Genomic DNA, 21716 nt, shown 5'->3' with positions numbered 1-21716 from the left:
TAGTTCGGACATCATTCGGTCAACCACCTCACACACGAGAGTGACACCGGTGTCATCAAGTCGCCAAATGATCAACCGCTTAAGCGGTGGCACAAACGGGGAGTAAAATCTTATGACCAAGTCAATTGACGCCACAGGTGCGTCCAAAACCTTCCTGCGCTTCGGGGTCTCCATGACCGCTGTGGCGCTGGCCGCCGGCGCCTTCGCCGTTCCCGCCATGGCCCAGGACACCGCAGCCGCCGCACCGGCCGATGGCGACGTCGTCGTTGTCACAGGCTTCCGCGGATCGCTGCAAACCGCCATCAGCGAAAAGAAGCGCTCGACCGACATGGTCGACGTCATCAAGGCCGAGGATATCGGCCAGTTCCCGGATCTGAACCTGGCCGAAAGCCTGCAGCGCATTCCGGGCGTCTCGATCGACCGCGATGGCGGCGAAGGCAAGCAGATCACGGTCCGCGGCCTGAACTCCGAATTCTCGCGCACCCGCCTGAACGGCCTGGAAGCCCTGGCCACCACGGGTTCCAAGGATGCCTCGGGCGGTACCAACCGCAGCCGCGGCTTCGACTTCAACGTCTTCGCCGCCGACCTGTTCAACTCGCTGACCGTGCGCAAGTCGATGTCGGCCGAGGTCGAAGAAGGCTCCCTGGGCGCCACGGTCGACCTGCAGACCGCCCGTCCTTTCGACTATAAGGGCTTTACCCTCGCTTCGTCGCTGCAGTTCGGCTACAACGACAAGGCCGAGCAGTTCGAGCCGCGCGGCACCTTCATGATCGCCAACCGCTGGGCCGACGGCAAGCTGGGCGCCCTGCTTTCGGTGGCCTATGGCGAACGTCTGGTCATCGAAGACTCTACCAACACCACGCGCTGGGAAAATTCGTCGTCGGCGGGCACCGCCGGCCGCTTCCAGTCCTACAGCGCCAACGGTGGCACCAGCTTCATCAACATTCCGACCGGCACAGCCGCGATCACCGATCCGGAAGCCCAGAAGCTGGTCAATTCGCTGCACCCGCGCATTCCGCGATATAACCACTTCGAAACCCAGCAGAAGCGCCTCGGCGTGACGGCATCGTTCCAGGCCCGTCCCTGGGACGGCGGTACCTTCACCCTCGACGCCATGCACGCCACCTTCGAGGCCGACCGCGACGAATGGGAAATCGAAGCCCTGTCGTTCAGCCGCGCCGGCCAGGGCCTGCCCCAGACCGATGTCTACAACTACACGATCGATGACAAGGGCACCTTGATCAAAGGCTCGTTCAACGATGTCGATATCCGCGCCGAACACCGCTTCGATGACCTGACCACCACTTTCGACCAGCTCAACCTGACCTGGGACCAGAAGTGGGGCGACCGCCTGACCTCCAAGCTGCTGATCGGTTCGTCGACCTCGGACCAGGACACGCCGGAACAGACCACCTTCACCTTCGAGTCCTATAATGTCGACGGTTATTCCTACGACTATACGGACATGACGGCGCCGGTGTTCAACTATGGCAGCTCCTCGACCAACTGCCAGCCGAACCAGGCTTGTTACTGGACCTATTCGACCAGCACCGCCGCCGGCGACGCGTCGCTGATCCGCCTGCGTCCGCAGAACGTGAAGAACGAGTTCAGCACGGCGCGCCTGGATCTGGCCTTCGACATCAACGACAACCTGACCCTGAAGGGTGGCCTGTCGAACAAGAAGTACAACTTCAACTCGTCCGAGTTCGGCCGCTATACCAGCAACGTCAACACCCGCGACGAAAACGCCACCACCACGGGTTCGGCCCTGCTGGCCAGCACGATCAACGGCGACATCGCCAAGTTCTCGCAGGAAGTGACGGTGGGCGGCAACACCTACCTGGTGCCGAACCTGGACCTGATCCGCTCGACCTTCAACTATGACTGCCGCTGCACCAACGCCAACGGCACCTTCACGATGAATTCGACCAACTCGTCGTCGCGGACCAATACCCGCTTCGCATCGGAAGAAGACGCAGGCGTGTGGCTGCAACTGGACTTCCGCGGCGATGTCGCCGGCATGCCCTTCCGGGGTAATATCGGCACCCGCGAAGTCGATACCAGCCTGGTCGCCACCGGCTATATCGGCACGCCGACCGGCTTCCAGCTGACCACGGTTGAGCGCACCTACCACGACTCGCTGCCGTCGCTGAACTTCGTGCTCGAGCCGCACGACAACGTCTATGTCCGCTTCGCGACCGCCAAGACCATGGCGCGTCCGACCCTCCTCAGCCTGATCCCTGGCGGCGGTTCGGTCAACACCACGGCCAACACCATCACGACCGGCAACCCGTCGCTGAACCCGACCCGCGCCGATACGACCGACCTCAGCATCGAATGGTATCCGGACCGCGACACCCTGTTCACGGTCGCCTTCTTCCAGAAGAAGCTGAACTCCTATATCCAGTCGCGGACCCAGAACATCCGCCTGGCCGACCTGGGTTACGATCCGGCCGAGTTCGGCGAAGCCGCCGACGCGGTCTATGCCGTCACCACCCCGGTCAACACCCCGGGCGGCGATCTGAAGGGCTACGAAATCTCGCTGCAGAAGCCCTTCACCTTCCTGCCGGGCTTCCTGTCCAAGACGGGCGGTATCGTCAACTACACCCACGTTGAGTCGCAGATCGACTACTTCACCACGGCGGCGGCCACGACGACGACCAAGGCCAACCTGCTGGGCCTGTCGCCCGAAGCCTGGAACGTCACCCTGTACTACGAAGGTGACGCTCTCGCCGGACGTGTCGCCTTTGCCTACCGCGATGGCTACCTGTCGGCCCTCAGCCCGGGCTCCGGCGCCGATTTCTGGGGCAAGAACGAGACCTTCAACGTCGACGCCCAGCTCACCTGGACCATCAATCCGCAGTTCACCTTCATCCTGGAAGGCGTTAACCTGACCGATGAACCGGATGATCGCTTCATTTCGTACAACACCCCCCAGGGCAATACCGCCTCGGATCTGCTGTACGACTACGGCCATTCGGGCCGCCAGTACTATGTCGGTTTCCGCTATAAGTACTGACCGTCTGGATAGGAGCGGCCATGCCGCTCCAAGTTTTCCGATGTCTTGTGTTTTGGCATGAGGCTCAGAGTAACTGTTTCCTCTCGAGTGACTTGGGGCGCCGGTTCTTCCGGCGCCTCTTTTTATGTAAAGCTAGTGCTTTTTGCTTTTTCTATCGGTTGCGGCTGGCTATAGCCACTACAGGAGATGGCTATGTCTGATGCAAAAACCTTTGTCTGTTTCGGAGAACTTCTGGTTCGCCTGACCGCCACCGGCGGCCGGCTGCTGGAGGAAATCCCGCCGCTCGAGCCCTTCGTTGGCGGGGCCGAAGCCAATGTCGCCATCGGCCTGTCACGGCTGGGCCATGCCACGCGCATGGTCAGCATCGTGCCCGACAATGCCCTGGGCCTGGGCGCGAAACAGGAGCTGCGCCGCTGGGGTGTCGACGTCGACAACGTCACGACCGGCGCCGGCCGCATGGGCCTGTACTTCCTGACGCCCGGCGCCATCCACCGCCCGTCCGACATCCTCTACGACCGCGCCGCCTCGGCCTTCGCCACCGCCAAATTCAACCGCCTGAACTGGCCGCGCCTGCTCAAAAACGCCGGCTGGCTGCACGTCTCCGGCGTCACCGCCGCCCTGGGCGCCAACTGCGTCGCCGCCGCGCTGAAGGCCATGCAGGCCGCGCGCAAGCTGGGCATCCAGGTCTCCTACGACTGCAACTACCGCCCCAAGCTGTGGGAAGCCTGGGGCGGCGATGCGCGCAAACTGATCAAGGACCTGATCGCCGAGGCCGACCTGGTCTTCGGCGGCATCCGCGACATCGAGCTGATCACGGGCGAGGATTTCAAAGGTAAGGCGCAGGACGCCGCCAAACACGCCTTCAAGCTGTTCCCCAACCTTAAGCGTCTGGTCGGCACGCGCCGCACCCAGGTCAGTGTCGACCACAACCGCCTGGCCGGGCTGATGTTCACACCAGGCAAGGTGCTGGAGACCGAGACCTACGACATCGAGCGCATCGTTGACCGTATCGGCGGTGGCGATGCCTTTGCCGCCGGCGTTTTCCACGGCCTGCTGAACGGTGTTTCTGATCGTGAGGCGCTGGACTTCGGCATTGCCTGCGCCTGCCTCAAGCACGCCCAGCCGGGCGATGCCAGCCTGGCGACATCGGCCGACCTCGACGGCTTCGTCAGCGGCGGCGGCTTTGACGTCAAACGGTAAGATTACCGGGAATTCACACCACACGGCGCAGGTTTTGGCTATGGTCCGTCCCAACCACAAGGGGGGATGAACATGGCTTTTCGTGCGACCGTGCTCACGGCGGCTTCGTTGCTGCTCGTCTCACTGACCCAGTGCAATGCCCAGACTCCGGCACCGCCGGTCGCCAATGCTGCCTGCGTGCCTCTAACGGCCTTTTATCCGTCGTGGCGCCATCAGGCCTATCCCGTCGCCAAGGTCGACTGGACGACCCTGGACGGCATCGCCACGGGCTTCGTCCTGCCGCGTGCCGACGGCAGCCTGAACACGGATGAGGTCGCGCCCTACCTGAAGGATTTGGTCACCCAGGCCCACGCCCACAACGATCTCGTCTATGTCTCTATCGGTGGCGCCGCGGGCTATGACGACGCCTTCCAACAGATCGCGCGCGATCCCGTACGCCGCGCCCGCTTCGTCGCCGAGGTCCGCCAACTGGTCGAGACCTACCAGATCGACGGTATCGATCTCGACTGGGAATACTGGACCTGGCAGCACAGCCAGAACAAGGGCGGGCGCGATCCCGATGAAAGCCCTTTGCTCGGCATCCTGCTGAAAGAGCTGCGTGCTGGACTGCCGCAGTCCGTCAAACTGTCAGTCGATATCTTCGCTGGCGATTGGACGGGCGCCCAGTACACCGCCGACATCCAGGACCATGTCGACCACGTCAACCTGATGGCTTACGACTTCACCGGCGCCTGGGCGTCATCGCCGGTCGGCCACCATTCGTCCTTCGACATGGTGCAGAAGGCGGTCGCCTGGGCTGAAAAGAATGGCTTCAAACACGACAAGATCTGGCTGGGCCAACCCGCCTACGGCATCGAATTTCCCGACGGCAAGGCGCTGTCGGCCAAACATGTGCCCTACAACGAGATCGCGGAACGGCTGAAGTACGACCCAACGGCCCTCGCCAAGGGGAAATCCGGCCATCTGTGGTTCGACAGCGCCGACATCAGCCGCCGCAAATCTGCCTGGGCCGCCGAACATGGCCTGTCGGGTGTGTTCTTCTTCGAATTGACCACCGACGCCGATGGCGAGCACAGCTTGATCAGGGCCGCCCGCACCGGCCTCGGCCAGAGACAATGCGCAGGGGACTGAGCGGCTTACCGAAAAATTGCAATCCGGACGCTGGCCCGGCATTTCGAAACGGCGGTGAACGGCTGATCTTCCCGACAATCCATTGGGAGGCTGATATGACCGACATTGCCGTCACCGAGACACCTAACATCGAATCCAGCCAGTCCGCCGTCAACTGGCCGGCCATCTTCGCCGGCGCCGTAGCGGCCACCGGCGTCACCCTGGCCCTTTTACCGCTCGGCTCGGCGCTTGGTTTCGCCTCGTTTACCGTCTGGACGCTGAATGAACGCGACGCCGCCGAATTCACCTTCGGCGCGGCGATCTGGCTGGTCGTCATGCAGTGGCTGTCGTCCTTTATCGGCGGCTATCTGGCCGGACGGCTGCGTGTCAAATGGGCCGGAGTCCATGCCGATGAGGTCTTCTTCCGCGACACAGCCCATGGCCTGCTGAGCTGGTGCCTGGCAACGCTCGCCGTGGCCGTCCTGATCGGCGGCCTTGCCGCCGGCGCTGGTGATACGGCGGCTGAGGTCGCATCCGAAGTGAGCACCGGCGTGGTGGAAAAGGTCCGCCAGGCGGGCGTCGGCTTTTCGACGGCCCTGGCAATTTCGCTGTTTGTCGGCGCCTTTATCGCCAGCGTCGCCGGTGCTATTGGTGGCCGCCTCAGAGATGCCTGATCGGGAGCTGACCATGAACAAGAACACCATCTGCCTGTGGTACGACCACGACGCTGAGGCGGCCGCGCGATTTTACGCCGAGGTCTTTCCCGACACCGCCGTGGCGGCTGTCCACAAGGCGCCGTCCAACTATCCCGGCGGCAAGGCAGGGCAGGTTTTGACGGTGGAATTCACCGTTCTGGGCATTCCGTGCCTTGGGTTGAACGGCGGCGACGTGTTCAAGCAAACCGAAGCCTTCTCCTTCCAGGTGGCGACGGAAGACCAGGAAGAGACCGACCGCTATTGGAACGCCATCGTCGGCAACGGCGGTCAGGAAAGCGCCTGCGGCTGGTGCAAGGACAAATGGGGCCTGTCGTGGCAGATCACCCCGCGTGTCCTGAGCGAGGCCATGACCCAAGGCGGAGAGGTCGCCAAACGCGTCTTCGCGGCGATGATGGAGATGGGCAAGATCGACGTGGCCAAAATCGAAGCGGCGGTTCGGGGCGAGGCCTGAAGCCCTGACGCGTCCGAACGGCCTCTAATTCGTTACGATATCGCGGTGTTGGGGCGCCAGGGCCGCCAGCAGCTTGTTCTGGGCGTGGAAGGGCACGTCGTTCTTGTCCATCGCCTTCTGAAGGTCCTCGACCAGGGCGTTAAAGGCGGCGCGGTCGATACCCAACTGAGCGTGGGATTCCTTCATGCCCTTGCCGGTATAGGTGCAGCCGCCGTTCAACACGACGCAGAACTGTTCCACCAGCATGAGCTTGATATGATCCTGCTTGGCGGCGACGAAGAAGTCGTGCGTTCGCGGATCGTCCAGCAGGATCACCATGAAGTCGTCGACCAGCCTGACCAGGCCGTCATGGCCGCCGAAGGCCTGATACAGACTGTCATCGGCAGCAATGACGGGGGCTATGGCGGCGCTGTCCTTCGCCGGATCGGCGGCCAGGGCAGGGGCCGAAACGGCGGCCAGGGCGAGGGCTATCAGAGCGATTTTCATGATCTAGAATCCGACTTGCAGCGAGGCGTAGAGGCCGGTCTGACGGCGGGTGACGATATTGCCGAGGTCGGCATAGGCAAGGGTCAGCGAGATGTGTTTCACCGGCGCATAGGCAACAAAGACATCGAAAGCTGCGTCTTCCTTCGCCACGGCCAGGTTGTTCGGCTTGGTGCGAATCTCGGCGCCAATGGCAATCTTGCGCGTCAGCAGGTAGGCGACCGAGCCCTCGAACTGGTAGTGATAGTCGTCATCGATCCCGCCGAAGCCCAGGATCCCGAACTGATTGGCCTTGGTGGCGCGCACCGTGCCATTGACCAGCAGCCCCTTGGCCAGGAACAGCTTGGTGGCCGAGACGTAATAGTCGGTGCCTTCGTCGTCGCGCGCACCCAGGGCCTTCACGAGGGCGCCGTTCTGGTTCTTCTTGAACTGGATGCCGGCCGCCACCTGGGGCAGCCAGCTGTCCTGCTCCAGCACGGCATCGCCCAGGATCTTGACCTTCACGCCCAGCACGTCCTGACCGATGGTGTAGCCATGGCCCAAACCTAAGGCCGCACCGACGGCTTCGGTGTCGAAATCCTGGTGCGACCACGAGATTTCCAGTCGGTCGTCCAGCCCGACCAGCCCGCCGTAGGAGCGGATATCGTAATCGGTGGTGTTGACGTCTGTGGCGTAGACATTGGCGCCGAACTGGCCCTTTTCGCCGTAAGAGCCGATGACCGCCCAGGGTGTCAAGCCGCCGCCGGCTGTTCCTTCGACCGTATTGACCCCGCCGGTCAGCAGCAGCTTGCCGCTGGCATAGGTAAAGGGCGTTTCGGCGTGCACGGCAGCCGGCAGGACCAGGGCCACTGCCACACCCAGCAGCCGGATGAGGGTTTTCATAAGGAATGGTCCAGGATCGTTGCTATTGAAAACGATTCCTGAATCGATTTGATTAAGGCTTCGTGACCGGGGCGCGGAATATGTCGGAAATCCGGCCCGGCATCTGCCTTACAAAAACTTAATGTTCGCCGTTTGCAGCCTGTGCTATCGCTGACGGATTGTTTCATATGATCCGGTTAAGATCCATGCGCGCACTCATGCTTGCCCTGTCCCTGGGCGTTTCGGCCCTGGCCATTCTTCCTGCAACGGCGACAACCGTCGCGGCTCAGGCCGCAGCCCCCGCCGCGCCCTATCCCCAGGGCAAGCTGCCCGACACGGCCAAGCCGACCGCCTACCGGCTGATCCTGACCATTGTTCCGTCCAAGCCGCGCTTCTCGGGCCATGCCGAGATCGACGTCCAGGTCAAGGAACAGACCTCGACCCTGTTCATCCACGGCCGCGACCTGAAGGTGGCCACCGCCACGGTGACGCAGAACGGCAAGACCATCAAGGCCAAGTACACCCAGGTCGATCCGCTGGGTGTCGTCCGCCTGGACTTCGCCAAGCCGGTCGCCGCCGGCGCCGCTACGCTGAATTTCGATTATGATGCCGCCTTCGGTGACACGGCCGCCGGGCTGTACCGCATCCAGGTCGACGGCAAGTGGTATGTCTGGTCGCAGTTCCAGTCGATCGACGCCCGTGCCGCCTTCCCGTCGTTCGACGAGCCAGGCTTCAAGACGCCGTTCCGCGTTTCCGTCATCACCGAGGACGGCCTGGAAGTCGCCAGCAACGCCCCGGAGCACATGTCGCAGGACGAAGATAGCAAGCTGGTCCGTCACCAGTTCTATGCGACCGCACCGCTGCCGACCTATCTGCTGGCCTTTGCCGTCGGCCCGTTCGCTGTGGCCCAGGGCATGGTGCCGCCGACGCCGCAACGCCCGACGCCGCTGCCGATCCGCATCCTGGCCACCCAGCCCAATGCCGGCAAGCTGCAGTACGCGCTGAAGGAAACCGGCCCGATCGTTGCCCACCTGGAAGCCTATTTCAACCAGGCCTTCCCCTATCCCAAGCTGGACCAGGCCGCTTCGCCGGTCATGCCGGGCGCTATGGAAAACGCCGGTCTCGACATCTATGGCGACAATATCCTGCTGCTGGATGAAGGCGCCGACACCGAACAGAAGCGCAGCTTCGGTATGGTCGTGTCGCACGAGTTGTCGCACCAATGGTTCGGTGACTATGTCACCCCCGCCTGGTGGGACGATATCTGGCTGAACGAAAGCTTTGCCAACTGGATGGGTTACCGCATCGGCAACGCCTGGCGCCCGGAACTGAACATCGGCGCCGGCGCCAATGAAGAAGGCTTCGGGGCAATGCACATCGATGCACTGAAGGTCGGTCGTCCGATCCATCAGCCCATCGTCAACAGCGCCGATATCGACCAGGCCTTCGACGGGGTGACCTATGGCAAGGGCGGCCAGGTTGTCGCTATGATTGCCGGTTATCTGGGCGACGACCAGTTCCGCGATGGCGTGCGCCTGCACATGTCGCGTCACCCGCACGGCAATGCGACGTCGGATGAGTTCTTCGCGGCCCTGGCCGACTCCGCCCAGGACCCCAAGGTCCTCGAAGCAATGAAGAGCTTCACCAGCCAGCAGGGCGTGCCGGTACTCGAATTCAGCCACCTTAACGGCTATCTGCGTGTCAAGCAGTCGCGCTTCGCGCCGATGGGCGTGGAGCTGGCGCCGCAAACCTGGACCATCCCGCTGTGCCTGCGTCGCGGGGCCGACGAGGCCTGCTACATGATCGACAAGGTCGAAGGCGCCCTGGCCGCCGATGTCCCCGGTGAGATCATGCCCAATGCCGGTGGCCGCGGCTATTACCGCTTCGTCCTGCCGGCCGAGGACTGGGACAAGCTGATCGCCACCGGTGCGACCCTGTCGGGCGTCGAAGGCCTGGCGGCCAATGACAGCCTGTGGGCTCAGTTCGCGGTCGGCAAGCTGGACACCTCCAAGCTGATTTCGGCCGCCCGCGTCATGGCCGCCAATCCCGACTCACGCGTTGCCGTCGACGGCGGCGGCCGCCTGGCCGGCCTGCGCCGCAACGGTCTGGTGGCAGAGGATGCGACGGCCGATTATCGCCGCGTCATGGCCTCCATCTATGGTCCGCGCCTGACCGCGCTGGGCTTCGACCCCAAGGCCGGCGCCCACGCTTCGGATTCGCCGGATACCCAGAGCCTGCGCACCAACCTGGTCGACCTGGTGGCGGACGATGCCCATGACGAGGCCTTGCGTGCCAAGCTGAAGGCCGCCGCCACCGCCTATCTGGGCGGGGACAAGACGGCCCTGGATCAGTCGATCCTCGGGCTGGCGCTGGCTGTCCATGTCGAGGACGGCGGCCTGGCTACGGCCAAGGCGCTTTATGAAACGGCGATGACCTCGAAGGACGAGCTGTTCCGCGCCACCGCCACGTCGGTGGTGACGTCCGGCGCCACGCCGGAGACGGCCAACTGGCTGTTCGGCGTCGTGCTGACCGATACCCGCCTGCGCTCCACTGAACGTCTGCGCCTGCTGGGCGGACTGATGGGGCAGCCGAAGAGCCGCGATATGACCTTCGACTGGTACGTCGCCAACTATGAGGCTCTCAGCAAGGGCGTCGGCATCTTCTCGGCGTCGCGCCTCCAGACCCTGGGTGGCGGCTACTGCTCGGTGGAACGGGCGGCGCAGATCGATTCCATCATGCGGCCCAAGGTCGAAGCGGCCGGTCGTGGTACCCTGGCCTTCGACCGTACGATCGAGCGCGTGCGCAACTGCGGCGTCCTGAAGGACGCCAAGGCGGCGGAAGTGACGGCCGCCTTCAAATCCGCTCAGTAGGGCGGATACGGTATCAAGTATTTGTGCGCCCGGTCGTCATTGACCGGGCGCTTATTTTTTGGTCCTCTTTCGCCCCGGTCTGGTTTTTACCAGGGTGCCGTGTGTAAGCCTTTGTAGCTAGAGCGCTTTTTGGTCCGATAAATCGGATTCGCGCTTTAGGTTTTTGTTTGACGCGCATCCTGGTCCGAAAGTGCGTCACACTTTTCGGGATGCGCTCAGCGTTTTTTCCGCTTCAGAAGGTCCAGCCATGAACGATTCCCCTGTCGAACCTACACCCGCCATCCAGCCCCGGGCCCCGGGCCTGATCGAAAGGGTCCAGGCGATCCTGTTCAAACCCTCGCCGACCTGGGACGTCATTGCTCCCGAACCGGCGTCGGTTAAGTCGCTCTATCTTGGCTACATCCTGCCCCTGGCCGTTATCGGCCCGGTGGCGGGCCTGCTGGGGAGTGTGATTTTCACCGGCGGTTTCGCCCTGCTGATCAGCCCCCTTCTGATTGTCGGCGCAATCTTCGGCCTCGTTCTCAACCTGGCGATCATTTACATCATGGCGTTGATTGTTGACGCCCTGGCGCCCAGTTTTGACGGCCGTAAGAGCTTCCTGCAGGCCTTCAAGCTGATGGCCTATTCCATGACCGCGGCGTGGGTCGCCGCGCTGGCGGGGCTGGTTCCCTTCCTGGGTTGGCTCGCCATGCTGGCCGGCCTGGCCTATACCTTCTATCTGTTCTATCTCGGGGCGCCGAAGCTTATGGCCGTGCCGGCGGGGAAAAGCGTGGGCTACACTGTCGTGGTCGCCGTGATCTCGCTTGTGCTGTGGTTTGTCGCGGCGGGAATCAGCGGCGCGATCGTGACCATGGGTACGCTTGGCGCAGCTGCGACCTACTCGGCAGCGGCGAACAAGGCCGTAAAGGTTCCGGGCGTTGGCTCGGTCGACCTGGGGAAGGTCGAGCAGGCGGCCAACCAGATGGCGGCGGAAGCCTCGGCCCAGGCCAATGGCACCACTACGGTCACGCTGGCCGATCCGCAGGCCTTGCTGGGTCTGATGCCGGCGAACTATCTGGGCGCCGCGCGCAGCGACGACAGCACCCAGTCCGGCGGCATGGGCGGCGTTTCGGTCGCTGAGGCCGAGGCGCACTACGTCATCAACGGCAATACCGTCGAACTGACGGTCACCGACCTGGGCTCAGTCAGTGGGTTGGGCGCGCTGGCGACGGCGGTCAATGTCAATACCTCGTCCAGCAGCGCCGGCGGCTATGAAAAGGTGACGACCAGCAACGGTCAGATGGTGTCGGAATCGTGGAACCGCGACACCAAGCAGGGCAGCTATACCGTGGTTCGCAATGGCCGCATCAGCGTCGAGGCGGCTGGCACGGTCGATTCGATCGATGTGCTGAAGAACCTGGTCAACGGCCTGGATGCCGGCCGGCTGGAGGCGCTGTCGAAGACTTAGAGCGCATCCCAAAAAGTGTGACGTACTTTTTGGATTAAGATGCGCGTAAAAACAAAAACTTAGAGCGCCGATCCGATTCTACCGGATCGAAACGCGCTCTAAGGCGCGCTTTCCATCGCCGGATCATAGTCGGCCGGCGCCAGGCCCAGGAACGTCCAGATGTGTGGGTACAGGCCGTCGCGTGTCAGGGTGTTATGCTCCGAGCCCTTCATGTGGATGAAGGTCTTGGGTTCGTTGGCCAGTTCGAACAGCCTTTGCCCCTGGTGGAAGGGAACGACGCTGTCCCGGTCGCCATGAGCAATCAGCAGCGGCATGTGCACGTCCCCGATATAGGTGCGGCTGCGGAACTGATCCTGCATCAGCAGTGACACCGGCACGAAGGGGTAACGTTCCTGGGCGACGTCCGACACGGCGGTGAACGGCGCTTCCAGCACCAGGGCGTGCGCCGGGCGTTTCGAGGCGACATAGGTGGCAACGCCCGATCCTAAGGAATGGCCGTGGATGATGATGTCCGCGTCCTTGAAACCCTGTTGCCGCAGCCAGTCATAGGCCGCCAGGCCGTCGGTGAAGAGGCCTGTCTCCGTCGGCTTGCCGGTGGAATGCGAATAGCCGCGATAGGCCAGGGCCAGGTAGCCGACACCCTGCTTGTGCATGCGGACATAGCGCCATTTGCCCATGGTCAGGGTGCTGCCCTGGCCATGGAAGAACAGGATGACCGGCTGCCCGGGCTGCGGCGCTTCGTACCAGGCCTGGAGCGTTTCGCCATCGGGGGTTTTGATCCGCATGTCCTGGATTTTCAGCCCTGCAATCGGCTGGTTGGGCTCCGGCCGGATGGAATAGAGGAGGCTGCGCTGGGCGACATAGAGATAGCCGACGATACCGGCATAGGCGGTGACGATCACGATCACCAGGCTGATCAGAAAACGGCGCAGGATAAGCCAGTAGCGGTTCATGTCGGGGCTTTCAGAAGACGGTCGCGGCGACAACGTCGCCGGGCCGGGGCTGGCGGCGGTAGGTCGTGATCAGAACAACGGCTTCCAGGCCGCGCGACAGGACTCCGCATGTCACGACCATGAACATCCATCGCGCGATGTAAGCGCCCGGGTCGGCTGTGACGTGGAGAGAGTTCACCGCAGCGATCATCAACATGACGAACAGGCTGACGGCCGAGCCTGTCAAGGTGGTTACAAGCCGCAAGCACCACCAGGTCATGATGACAAGATGCCGTCTGAGACCGGGCGACAGGTTGCGGTCGTTGAGCGCCATGATCGCTTTTGCCGGAAGCCAGAAACTCACTACTGGCACGACCCAGCCCAGCCATGCCCAGCGTACCGACATGGGAAAGCGCGCCTGGCGTTCCGCATTGGACACCAGACGCCACGTCCATCTCATCATCATCGGCAGGGACGCGGTGCGCAGCAGGATCTGGAGCAGCATGACAATAAAGACGGCGCCGACGATCAGGTTTTCGTTGGTCTTGTCCGGCGACATCGGCCAGCCGCCTCCTGATACACCAATGAAGAGGCCAACTGCGCCGGCAGCGACATCAAGCAGCGCCATAATGACCAAGGCGATCATCCATCCCTGCGCGCTCTTGAATCCTTGTTCCGCTTGCATTTCCGCTCCCCCTTGGCTGCACTAAGCCGGGTTTTGGCGACGCATGCAACCGCATTTTCATCAAACCAGTTTACAAAACAAACTAGTTGGCGTATACGTTGTCATCATCGGACACGGGTCCGAAATCGTGTTTTTTGACGCGCATCTTTATCCGAAAAGTGCCTCACACTTTTCGGGATGCGCTTAGCGGGCAGGGAGACCCCTCATGACCACTTCTGCTTCATCCGGCGGGGAGCGTTGGCACGATCTCGATGCCGTCCGCGCCTTCGCCCTGTTTCTGGGCATCGTGTTGCATGGCGTCATGTCGTTCATGGAGCCGCGAATCTGGGTCGTGGACGATACGGTCACCGACACCGGCGCCAATATTGCCTTCTATGTCATCCACATGTTCCGGATGGTCACCTTCTTCGTCCTGGCCGGCTTCTTTGCCCGTTTGCTGCTGCAAAAGCGCGACAACAAGGTCGGCGCCTTCCTGGGCAACCGCCTGAAGCGGATCGGCATTCCTCTGGTGGCCTTCTGGCCGCTCGTCCTGGCCGCGATTGTCACCCTCATGATCCTGGCCAACATGCCGGCGCCGGGCTCGGCCGCCGCCGCGGCGCCCCCGCCACCGCCGCCGGCCTTTACCGTCCAGACGATTCCGCTGACCCACCTGTGGTTCCTGTACGTCCTGCTGCTGTTCTATGTCGGCACGGCGCTCATCAAGGTCGTCACCGACGTCACGGGCATCGGCGCACCGCTGGGCCGCTTGCTGGACAAGGTGGTCGGACTTCTGACCAAGAGCGACCTGATCAGCGCGGTTCTTATCCTGCCCGTCGCCGCCGTCTTCTTCGTGAACAAGGGCTGGATGATGTGGTTCGGCATCCAGACGCCGGACACGGGTCTGATCCCCAACGCCATGGCCATTGCCGGCTTCACCACGGCCTTCACCTTCGGCTGGTGGCTGCACCGCCGGGCCGACCTGCTCGATCACCTGGCCAGCCGCTTCTGGCTGTACGGTATCTCGGCCGCGGTCGGTACCTGGTGGTGCCTGAACATCGTCGGCAGTACGCCTGCCTTCGTGCCGGTCAATGGCGCCGACCACCCGATCTATTGCCTGCTGTATCCGCTGACGGGGTGGTCGTGGGCCTTTTTCCTGATCGGATTTGCCCGCCTGCTGCTGAAGAAGAAAGTGCCGATGGTCCGCTATTTCGCCGACGCGTCGTACTGGGTCTATATCGTGCACATCCCGCTGGTCATGCTGTTCCAGTGGCAGGTGAAAGACCTGGCCTGGGAGGTCGAATACAAGGCCGCCATCGTCCTGTTCGGTACACTTGCGGTCGGCCTGTTGAGCTATGCGCTCTTCGTGCGGTACACTTTCATCGGCACGATTCTCAACGGCCGCCGCCACAAGGTGAAAAAAGGCGCCGAACCCGTCCTCCAGGAAGCCTGATAGTCCTGGACCACCGCACAACAACGGCCCCCGGGTGGATATCGCCCGGGGGCTCCGTCACAGGAAAGTCGCATGGAAGCGGACGACGCTCATAAGGATCTCGCCTTTCTCAAGACCCTTGTCTCCCAGGGGCCCAAGGCCCAGGTCACTGCCGGCCAGGTCTTTGTCGTCGCCGGCGCTGCCTACAGCCTGCAGTGTTTCCTGTACTGGCTGCAGATCATGCTGGCCTGGACGTGGCCGGTCTGGCTGCACCTCGTGGTCGCTGTGGGGCCGGTCGCGGTGCTGGTGGGCTTTATCGGCTGGGTGTTCTGGCGCGACCGCAACCAGGCGGGGCAGGGTGTGGCCACCCGGGCGCTGAATTCGGCCTTCGGGAGCGCAGGCTTAGCCAACCTGGCCCTGTGTATCGTGTTTGGTTACGTATCGTCGACGCAGCAGAATTTCCTGATCTGGCTGTTGTATCCGCCGGTATCGTGCGCCGCCCTTGGGGCGTGCTGGTATGTCGCGTTCATGGTGCGGCGGAAGTTGTGGTTGCTGGGTGTATCGCTGGGCTGGTGGGCGACCGCCGCGACCCTGGGCTTCCTGATCCGCAATACGGGCGGTTATCTGTTGCTACTGAGCGTGGCCCTTCTGGCTTTGATGGTTGTGCCGGGTTTCCTGATGTCGCGTCCGGAGGCGGCCACGGCCTCTTCACCGGACGCCACGGAAGGCGCGCAAAAGGACTTGGCTTTCCTCAAGGCGCTGGTCACCGAAGGGCCCAAGGCGCAACGCGGCGCCGGGCAGCTCTTCCTGATTGCCGGCGTGCTGTACGGCCTGCAGTGCTTTGGCTTCTGGGTTCAGATCGCGTTTCAACTGACGTGGCCGGGCTGGGTTTACCTTTTTATCGGCTTTGCGCCGACCGCCCTGTTCATGGTGGCGATGTTCTGGATGATGTGGCGCGACCGCAAGGACAGCATGCATGGCGCGGCCACCCGCGCCATCAACGGCGCGTTCGGGAGCGCGGGTCTGGCCAACCTGTCGATGTGCGTCTGCCTGGGGTATGTCTCGGCCACCGAGAAAAGCCAGCTGATCTGGATGCTGTATCCGGCTGTGGTCTCGGCCTTCCAGGGGGCGTGCTGGTACGTCGCCTTCGTCGTCCGGCGCAAGCTCTGGCTGGCGGCGGTGTCGGCGGGCTGGTTCGTGACTTCGGTCGCCATGGGCTTCCTTATCCAAAACATCGGCAACTATCTGTTCGTGTTCGGCATCGCCATGTTCGTTCTGATGGCGGCACCGGGCTATGTCATGTCGCGTACTGGAAGGGGCGGGTAGGGTGTCTGGTTTTGACGTCAACCGGCTGGACGACGCGATCCACGGCCGCCTCAGATTGGGCATCATGGCCTACCTGATGGATGCCGAGGCCGCCGATTTCAACGAGCTGAAGGCGCTTTTAGATGCGACCCAGGGCAACCTGTCGGTCCACCTGCGCAAGCTCGAAGAGGCCGGCTATGTCGAAATCGTCAAGAGCTTCCAGGGTCGCAAACCCCTGACGCGGGCGCATATCACGGCGGCCGGGCGGACCGCGTTTGCGGCCTATCTGGAAACGCTGTCCAAGCTGGTAGAGAAGCGTTAGGCGTCCGGGCGTTCCGACTCGCCATCAGGGGCTTTTGGCGGAAAGACAAGCGAAACCGTCACGAAGCTGATGATCAGCAGCAGGCCCCATGAGCCCATCTTGTGCAGGCTGACCGGAGTCCAGGCGTCGTCCGCGCCGTAATATTGCCAGGTGCGGGTGAAGGTGCCGATATTTTCCGCCAGCCACAGGAAAAACGCTGTCAGGGTTCCGGCCAGGAGGTAGGGCATCGAAAGAACGCGCCGGTCGATGCGGAAGAAGACGAAGCAACGCAGGAACATGGCGGCCGTCACCGCGAACAGGATATAGCGCAGGTCGTAGATGTAGTGGTGGCTGAAAAAATTGACATAGATGGCGGCCGCCAGAAGCCAGGTCATCCACGCTTTCGGGTAGTGGGAGAAGCGCATGTCGAAGACGCGGATGGCACGGGCGATGAAGCTGCCGACGCTGCCGTACATGAAGCCGGTGAACAGCGGCACGCCGGCGATGCGGAAAATCGCCTCCTCCGGATAGGTCCAGGACCCCATATGGGTCTTGAAGATCTCCATGACCGTGCCGGTGACATGGTAGAGGAAGATGACCTTGACCTCGTCGACCGTCTCCAGCCGGGTCCATACCAGCGCCGCCTGGATCAGGATCGCGCACAGCAGCAGGAAATCGTAGCGGTGGATCGGTGCGTTATCGGGCCAGACCAGGCTGGTGACGATGATGAGGAACAGCATGGTGGCGCCGAACAGGCACGACCAGGCCATCTTCAGCCCGAACAGGACGAACTCGGCCAGGGGCTCGGGCAGGCGGCGCAGGGTAGAGCGTATCCACCGCCGGGCGGGTTGCAGGAAGGGGGCGAGGGGGTGATTTGGCGCTGTCACCAGGGCTTGAAGTGCTTGGACAATTTCAGGCCTTGGCGCTGATAGGTCGAGCCGGTTTCACCGTACAGCTTGATCGGCCGTTCAGTCAGGGGCTCATAGACCAGGCGCGCCACCGTCTGGCCGTCTTCCAGCAGGAAGGGGGTCTCGTGGCAGCGCACTTCCAGAACGCCCTTGGAACCCAGGGCGTCGGCTTCCTTGGTGCCGAAGCCCGGGTCGAAGAAGCCGGCATAGTGGACGCGGAACTCGCCAACGCTGGGGTCGATCGGCAGCATTTCGGCCGCTTCCAGCACCGGAATTTCGACATTGCCTTTCGACGCCAGGATGTAGAATTCGCCCGGATCCAGCAGAAGCTGGCCGGCGTTCTGGTACAGGGGCTCCCAGTATTTGCGCGGATCGTGGCCTTCGATATGGTCCAGGTCGATGATGCCGGCGTGGCGGCGGGCGCGGAAACCGACCAGTTCGCCCGTCAGGTCGACGCCACAGTCGAAGGTATAGAGCTTGGGCGAATGGCCGCGCTTCAGGCGTAACTGGTTCAGCCGCGTGCCGGTGCGCGCCAGCACGGAAAAGGTCTGGGGGGCGATTTCGACATAGATCGGGCCGCTGTAGCCTTCCACGACATCGTCGAACAAGGCGCCACGGTCTGAAAGCAGGCGCACGAACACATCGACGCGGCCGGTCGAGGATTTCGGATTGGCGCGGGCGGTGACGCCGCGCGGCAGGTCCAGCCGCTCCTGCAGTTCGGCGATATAGACGCAGCCCGATTCGAAGACGGCGCCCTTGCTCAGGTCCATTTCGTGCATGACCACGTCGGGCAGGCGTTCGCTGACCGTGCGGCCGCGCGGCAGGTAAGAGGCGCGCACCCGCCAGGCCTTCGCACCCAGGCGCAGATCGATGCTGGCCGGCTGGATCTGGTCGTGGTCAAAGGGGGTGTCGCTGGAAACGACGCCGGCTGCGACCAGTTCCGCCAGATGCTGCATCGGCAGGATGCCTTGCGGCAGCGGAAGGTCGGCGACGGCGGGATTGGCACTCATGAAAGGCTTGTCTCTTTTCTTTACGGGGTTCAATCTTTAAGAGAGGTCGCCGGTATCAGCAAGAAGATAAGCATGCCCTATCAGCACACCAGTCACGGCATTACCGTCAGCGTCGAGGTCGATTACGTCCCGCAGGAGGAAAGCGGCCACGACGACCGCTATCTGTGGGCCTATCACATTACGCTGATCAACGGCTCGGACGAGGTGGTGCAACTGAAAACGCGCCACTGGACCATCATGGACGGGCTGGGCCGGGTGCAGGTGGTCGAGGGACCGGGCGTGGTCGGGGAGATTCCGATTTTGCGGCCGGGCCAGACCTATACCTATTCGTCGGGTTGTCCGCTGCCGACACCGTCGGGCTCGATGGGCGGCTATTACATGTTCGAGCGCGATGACGGCGTGGCGTTGCGGGTGACGATTCCGGATTTCTCGCTGGATTTGCCCGATATCAAGCGTGTGCTGAACTGAGGGTGCATGGTGGGCCGGGCCGCTTGACTTGAAGGACCTTCCGTTATCTGGTGGTCATGCGGCGCGGACGTGAGTCCTGTGTCCGGCCGCAAGGGGCAGTGCCGTGAGCGACGAAACCACACAAACGGCGCCTGCGCCCCTGGCCGGGGTTTGGCTGATCATGGCCCTGGTGCTCACAGCCTTCATTTTCGCTACCAACAGTAACAATATGACCGACATGGTCACGCGCTATCCCGGCAGCACCGGCGGCTTCGCAGCAACCTGCCAGTCCTGGCAGGCCTGTACGATCGTCGAGGTCGCGCCGGGCGGTCCGGCGGACAGGGCCGGATTGAAAGCCGGCGACACGGTCAGATTTGATCGGGCGACGGATGTAAGCCGTTGGCCAGCGGTCGGAGAAAAGATTGGGTTGACGGTTCACGCAGGTGATACGCTCAGGCCCATCGACGTGAAATTCGAGAAGGCCGAATGGCCGCCCGAGGCCGAGCAAAACCGGGCCGCAGCACTGGTCGCCTGGGTAATATCCCTGATCGGGCCATTGGTGGCGATCTTTGTCCTGGCGCGCAGCGGCAGGCGGCGTTCGGTCTTCGTTCTGGGCCTGGCTCTGGCCTGCAACAGCCTGACGTCGGCGACGGCGACGACATGGTTCAATGCGCCCGTCATCTTTCCCATGGCGACGGTTCTGACGGCCATCCTCTATTCGGCCATACCGTTGTTGTTCCTTTTGTTCGCTCGCTACTTTCGGCGCGAAACCGCAGGTCGCGATGGCCCCCTAGCCCAATGGACCACGCGCATCTACGCCATTCTGATGGCTGTCGCGACCGCGGCGGATGTTTTCAACTTCCTGTTCCGGATTGACGCGCCGGTGTTCGGTGGGGGCTTCTTGACGTCCGTTCTGGCCTTTCCTGGGTTCGGCTTGGCCCTGGCCACATTGTTCGCCGGCTGGCGCGACAGCACGCCCGAGATGCGGCCACGTTATGTCCTTCTGTTGGTTGCTGTCGCGCTGATAAGTTTCTATCAGGTCTTGGCTGGAGTCATCTTCCTGACACGAATTCCTTGGCTGCTCACCGACCCGCTGATCGTCGCCGCCGTCGTCATGCCCACGGCCGGGTTGTTTCTGTTCGCCTATGCTGTCCTGCGTGAGCGCGTTCTCGACATCGGTTTCGCCATCAACCGGACAGTCGTCTATACGGTCCTTTCGATCATTCTGCTGACCGCGTTCGGCATCACCGAATGGCTGGTCGGCCAGCTCACCGGTCTGCTGGGCGTCAAGGCCAATGTCCTGATGGATGCCGGGGTGGCGCTGCTCATCTTCTTCGCCTTCCACAACATCCAGGGTTTTGTCGAAAAGTCGGTGGAGACCTTTCTGTTCCGCAAATGGCATGACAACGAGGCCAGGCTGAAGCGCTTCATGGTCGAGGCGGGCTTTGTTCATACGCCGGATGCGCTCGAAAAGGCGACGGTGACGGAACTGACGCGGTTTTCGGGCGGCGCCGGAGTTGCCATCTATCGTGTGGCGGGGCGTGATTATCTGCGTACCGAGGATGGCCTGTCAGGGGCGCCCGAGCAGGTGGATTCCGACCTGCCGGGCGTGGTGCGCATGCGGGCCGACCGTGTTGCCGTCGAAGGCGAGCTTCTGCGCGATGTCCTGCCGGAGCTGGAGGGCGGCCTGGCCCTCCCTATGCTGTACCGGGCGGACGTATCAGGCTTTGTCCTGCTGGGGCCCAAGCCGTCGGGCGAACTGTACCGTCCGGACGAACGTGAGGCGCTGGAAGCGGCGATCCGCAAGATCGGCCTGGACCTGCATGCCCTGCGCGTTGAAGAGTTGGAACAGGAGGCCGCCGGCCTGCGCCAGCGCGCGGAGGTCCTGGAAAGCCAGATCCAGCAGGCGCTTATGACATCACCGCCGGTGGCGAAACGTACCGGGCGGCAGGCCAAATAAAAACCCCGCCATCCGTGATGGCGGGGCTGTTCTGTGATTTCAGCGAAAATCTTACAGGTAGCGGCGCAGGCTGCGCGAAAGATCCGTGCCGGTGTCGCGCTTTTTGGTCTTTTGCGACGGCTGGTAGGCCACACGGGCGTGTTCAACGCAGTAGGGCGTGCCGTCGTCGGCGCGGCGGCCGCAGAAGGAGAAGCTGTCCGACGACGGATCGCCGATCGGCCATTTGCACATCTTGGCGCCCAGGGTCAGGACAGTCGCCGTGCCGGGCGCTTCGACATAGGGCACGATCGGGGTCGAGATGACCGGGCGCGAAATCACCGGCTCGGTACGGCGCGGCTGCGGCGCGGCATGGCTCGGCGCCGGGTTGTGCCCAGAGCCGTGGGACGTCACCGGACGGGCGGGACGCGACGGTTTGTACAGCGGGCGGGTCGGCTGCGACGGCGCGGCGCGCCCCGACAGGCCGAGACGATGCACCTTGCCGATCACGGCATTACGGGTCACGCCGCCCAGCTGCTTGGCGATCTGGCTGGCCGAATGGCCTTCTTGCCACAGCTTCTTCAGGGTTTCGACGCGTTCGTCAGTCCAACTCATGTTTCACTCTCC

The 21716-nt window shown here is 62.9% G+C and carries 19 protein-coding genes; 12 read left to right on the top strand and 7 right to left on the bottom strand.

Annotated elements, in window-relative coordinates; genetic code table 11:
- Positions 1 to 112: 112 nt before the first annotated feature.
- The 5 genes from ABAC460_RS27425 (at position 113) to ABAC460_RS27405 (ending at position 6496) form a co-directional block, all read left to right on the top strand.
- The gene (locus ABAC460_RS27425; RefSeq protein ID WP_023451783.1) at positions 113 to 3019 is read left to right on the top strand and encodes a TonB-dependent receptor; all 2907 of its coding nucleotides are present in this window, start codon (positions 113 to 115) and stop codon (positions 3017 to 3019) included.
- A 192-nt stretch (positions 3020 to 3211) separates the two neighbouring features.
- Positions 3212 to 4219: a sugar kinase gene (locus tag ABAC460_RS27420; RefSeq protein ID WP_023451782.1), complete on the top strand. Its 1008-nt coding sequence runs from the start codon at positions 3212 to 3214 to the stop codon at positions 4217 to 4219.
- A gap of 72 nt (positions 4220 to 4291) precedes the next feature.
- Positions 4292 to 5350 carry a glycosyl hydrolase family 18 protein gene (locus ABAC460_RS27415; protein ID WP_162150289.1) on the top strand — a complete coding sequence of 353 codons (1059 nt, stop codon included), beginning with the start codon at positions 4292 to 4294 and terminating at the stop codon, positions 5348 to 5350.
- Positions 5351 to 5445: 95 nt separating this feature from the next.
- Positions 5446 to 6003: a hypothetical protein gene (locus ABAC460_RS27410; RefSeq protein WP_023451780.1), complete on the top strand. Its 558-nt coding sequence runs from the start codon at positions 5446 to 5448 to the stop codon at positions 6001 to 6003.
- A 13-nt stretch (positions 6004 to 6016) separates the two neighbouring features.
- Complete coding sequence (locus ABAC460_RS27405) at positions 6017 to 6496, top strand: VOC family protein (RefSeq protein WP_023451779.1); 480 nt, start codon at positions 6017 to 6019, stop codon at positions 6494 to 6496.
- A 24-nt stretch (positions 6497 to 6520) separates the two neighbouring features.
- Here the strand turns inward: ABAC460_RS27405 and ABAC460_RS27400 are convergent, their stop codons facing one another.
- Complete coding sequence (locus ABAC460_RS27400; protein WP_023451778.1) at positions 6521 to 6982, bottom strand: group I truncated hemoglobin; 462 nt, start codon at positions 6980 to 6982, stop codon at positions 6521 to 6523.
- A gap of 3 nt (positions 6983 to 6985) precedes the next feature.
- Positions 6986 to 7861, bottom strand: a complete 876-nt coding sequence (locus ABAC460_RS27395; protein WP_023451777.1) for a DUF3034 family protein — start codon at positions 7859 to 7861, stop codon at positions 6986 to 6988.
- A 185-nt stretch (positions 7862 to 8046) separates the two neighbouring features.
- Between ABAC460_RS27395 and ABAC460_RS27390 the strand changes: the two genes are divergently transcribed.
- Entirely contained in the window at positions 8047 to 10710 is a 2664-nt protein-coding gene (locus ABAC460_RS27390) for a M1 family metallopeptidase (RefSeq protein ID WP_023451776.1), read from the top strand.
- 247 nt (positions 10711 to 10957) lie between these two features.
- A complete protein-coding gene (locus ABAC460_RS27385) occupies positions 10958 to 12157 on the top strand; it encodes a Yip1 family protein (RefSeq protein WP_023451775.1) in 1200 nt (399 codons plus the stop codon).
- A gap of 98 nt (positions 12158 to 12255) precedes the next feature.
- Here the strand turns inward: ABAC460_RS27385 and ABAC460_RS27380 are convergent, their stop codons facing one another.
- Entirely contained in the window at positions 12256 to 13110 is an 855-nt protein-coding gene (locus tag ABAC460_RS27380; RefSeq protein ID WP_023451774.1) for an alpha/beta hydrolase, read from the bottom strand.
- Between the two features lie 10 nt (positions 13111 to 13120).
- Positions 13121 to 13774 carry a DUF4328 domain-containing protein gene (locus tag ABAC460_RS27375; RefSeq protein WP_023451773.1) on the bottom strand — a complete coding sequence of 218 codons (654 nt, stop codon included), beginning with the start codon at positions 13772 to 13774 and terminating at the stop codon, positions 13121 to 13123.
- Between the two features lie 205 nt (positions 13775 to 13979).
- Between ABAC460_RS27375 and ABAC460_RS27370 the strand changes: the two genes are divergently transcribed.
- The 3 genes from ABAC460_RS27370 to ABAC460_RS27360 all read left to right on the top strand — a co-directional run bounded on the left by ABAC460_RS27370 (position 13980) and on the right by ABAC460_RS27360 (position 16809).
- On the top strand, positions 13980 to 15203 hold the full coding sequence (locus tag ABAC460_RS27370; protein WP_023451772.1) for an acyltransferase family protein: 1224 nt from the start codon (positions 13980 to 13982) through the stop codon (positions 15201 to 15203).
- A 72-nt stretch (positions 15204 to 15275) separates the two neighbouring features.
- Positions 15276 to 16508 (top strand): hypothetical protein, encoded by a 1233-nt coding sequence (locus tag ABAC460_RS50690; protein WP_023451771.1) that lies wholly within the window; start codon positions 15276 to 15278, stop codon positions 16506 to 16508.
- 1 nt (position 16509) lies between these two features.
- Entirely contained in the window at positions 16510 to 16809 is a 300-nt protein-coding gene (locus ABAC460_RS27360; protein ID WP_023451770.1) for a winged helix-turn-helix domain-containing protein, read from the top strand.
- Here ABAC460_RS27360 and ABAC460_RS27355 read toward each other — a convergent pair.
- A complete protein-coding gene (locus ABAC460_RS27355) occupies positions 16806 to 17675 on the bottom strand; it encodes a DUF817 domain-containing protein (RefSeq protein ID WP_023451769.1) in 870 nt (289 codons plus the stop codon). The genes ABAC460_RS27360 and ABAC460_RS27355 overlap by 4 nt on opposite strands.
- The gene (locus ABAC460_RS27350) at positions 17672 to 18706 is read right to left on the bottom strand and encodes a 2'-deoxycytidine 5'-triphosphate deaminase (RefSeq protein WP_023451768.1); all 1035 of its coding nucleotides are present in this window, start codon (positions 18704 to 18706) and stop codon (positions 17672 to 17674) included. Before ABAC460_RS27350 ends, ABAC460_RS27355 begins: the two co-directional genes overlap by 4 nt.
- Positions 18707 to 18778: 72 nt before the next feature.
- Here ABAC460_RS27350 and apaG point away from each other — a divergent pair, with 72 nt between their 5' ends.
- Positions 18779 to 19174 carry a Co2+/Mg2+ efflux protein ApaG gene (gene apaG / locus ABAC460_RS27345; protein ID WP_023451767.1) on the top strand — a complete coding sequence of 132 codons (396 nt, stop codon included), beginning with the start codon at positions 18779 to 18781 and terminating at the stop codon, positions 19172 to 19174.
- A gap of 103 nt (positions 19175 to 19277) precedes the next feature.
- Positions 19278 to 21113, top strand: coding sequence for a hypothetical protein (locus tag ABAC460_RS27340; RefSeq protein ID WP_023451766.1), 1836 nt, complete (start codon positions 19278 to 19280; stop codon positions 21111 to 21113).
- A gap of 51 nt (positions 21114 to 21164) precedes the next feature.
- On the opposite strand, the gene gcrA is transcribed toward ABAC460_RS27340, so the two are convergent.
- Positions 21165 to 21704, bottom strand: coding sequence for a cell cycle sigma 70 cofactor GcrA (gene gcrA, locus ABAC460_RS27335; RefSeq protein WP_023451765.1), 540 nt, complete (start codon positions 21702 to 21704; stop codon positions 21165 to 21167).
- Positions 21705 to 21716: the final 12 nt, after the last annotated feature.

This window comes from Asticcacaulis sp. AC460, assembly GCF_000495795.1.
Taxonomy (GTDB): Bacteria; Pseudomonadota; Alphaproteobacteria; order Caulobacterales; family Caulobacteraceae; genus Asticcacaulis.
The sequence above is the reverse complement of the archived record's forward strand: the minus strand, read 5'-3'. Positions and strand labels throughout refer to the sequence as shown.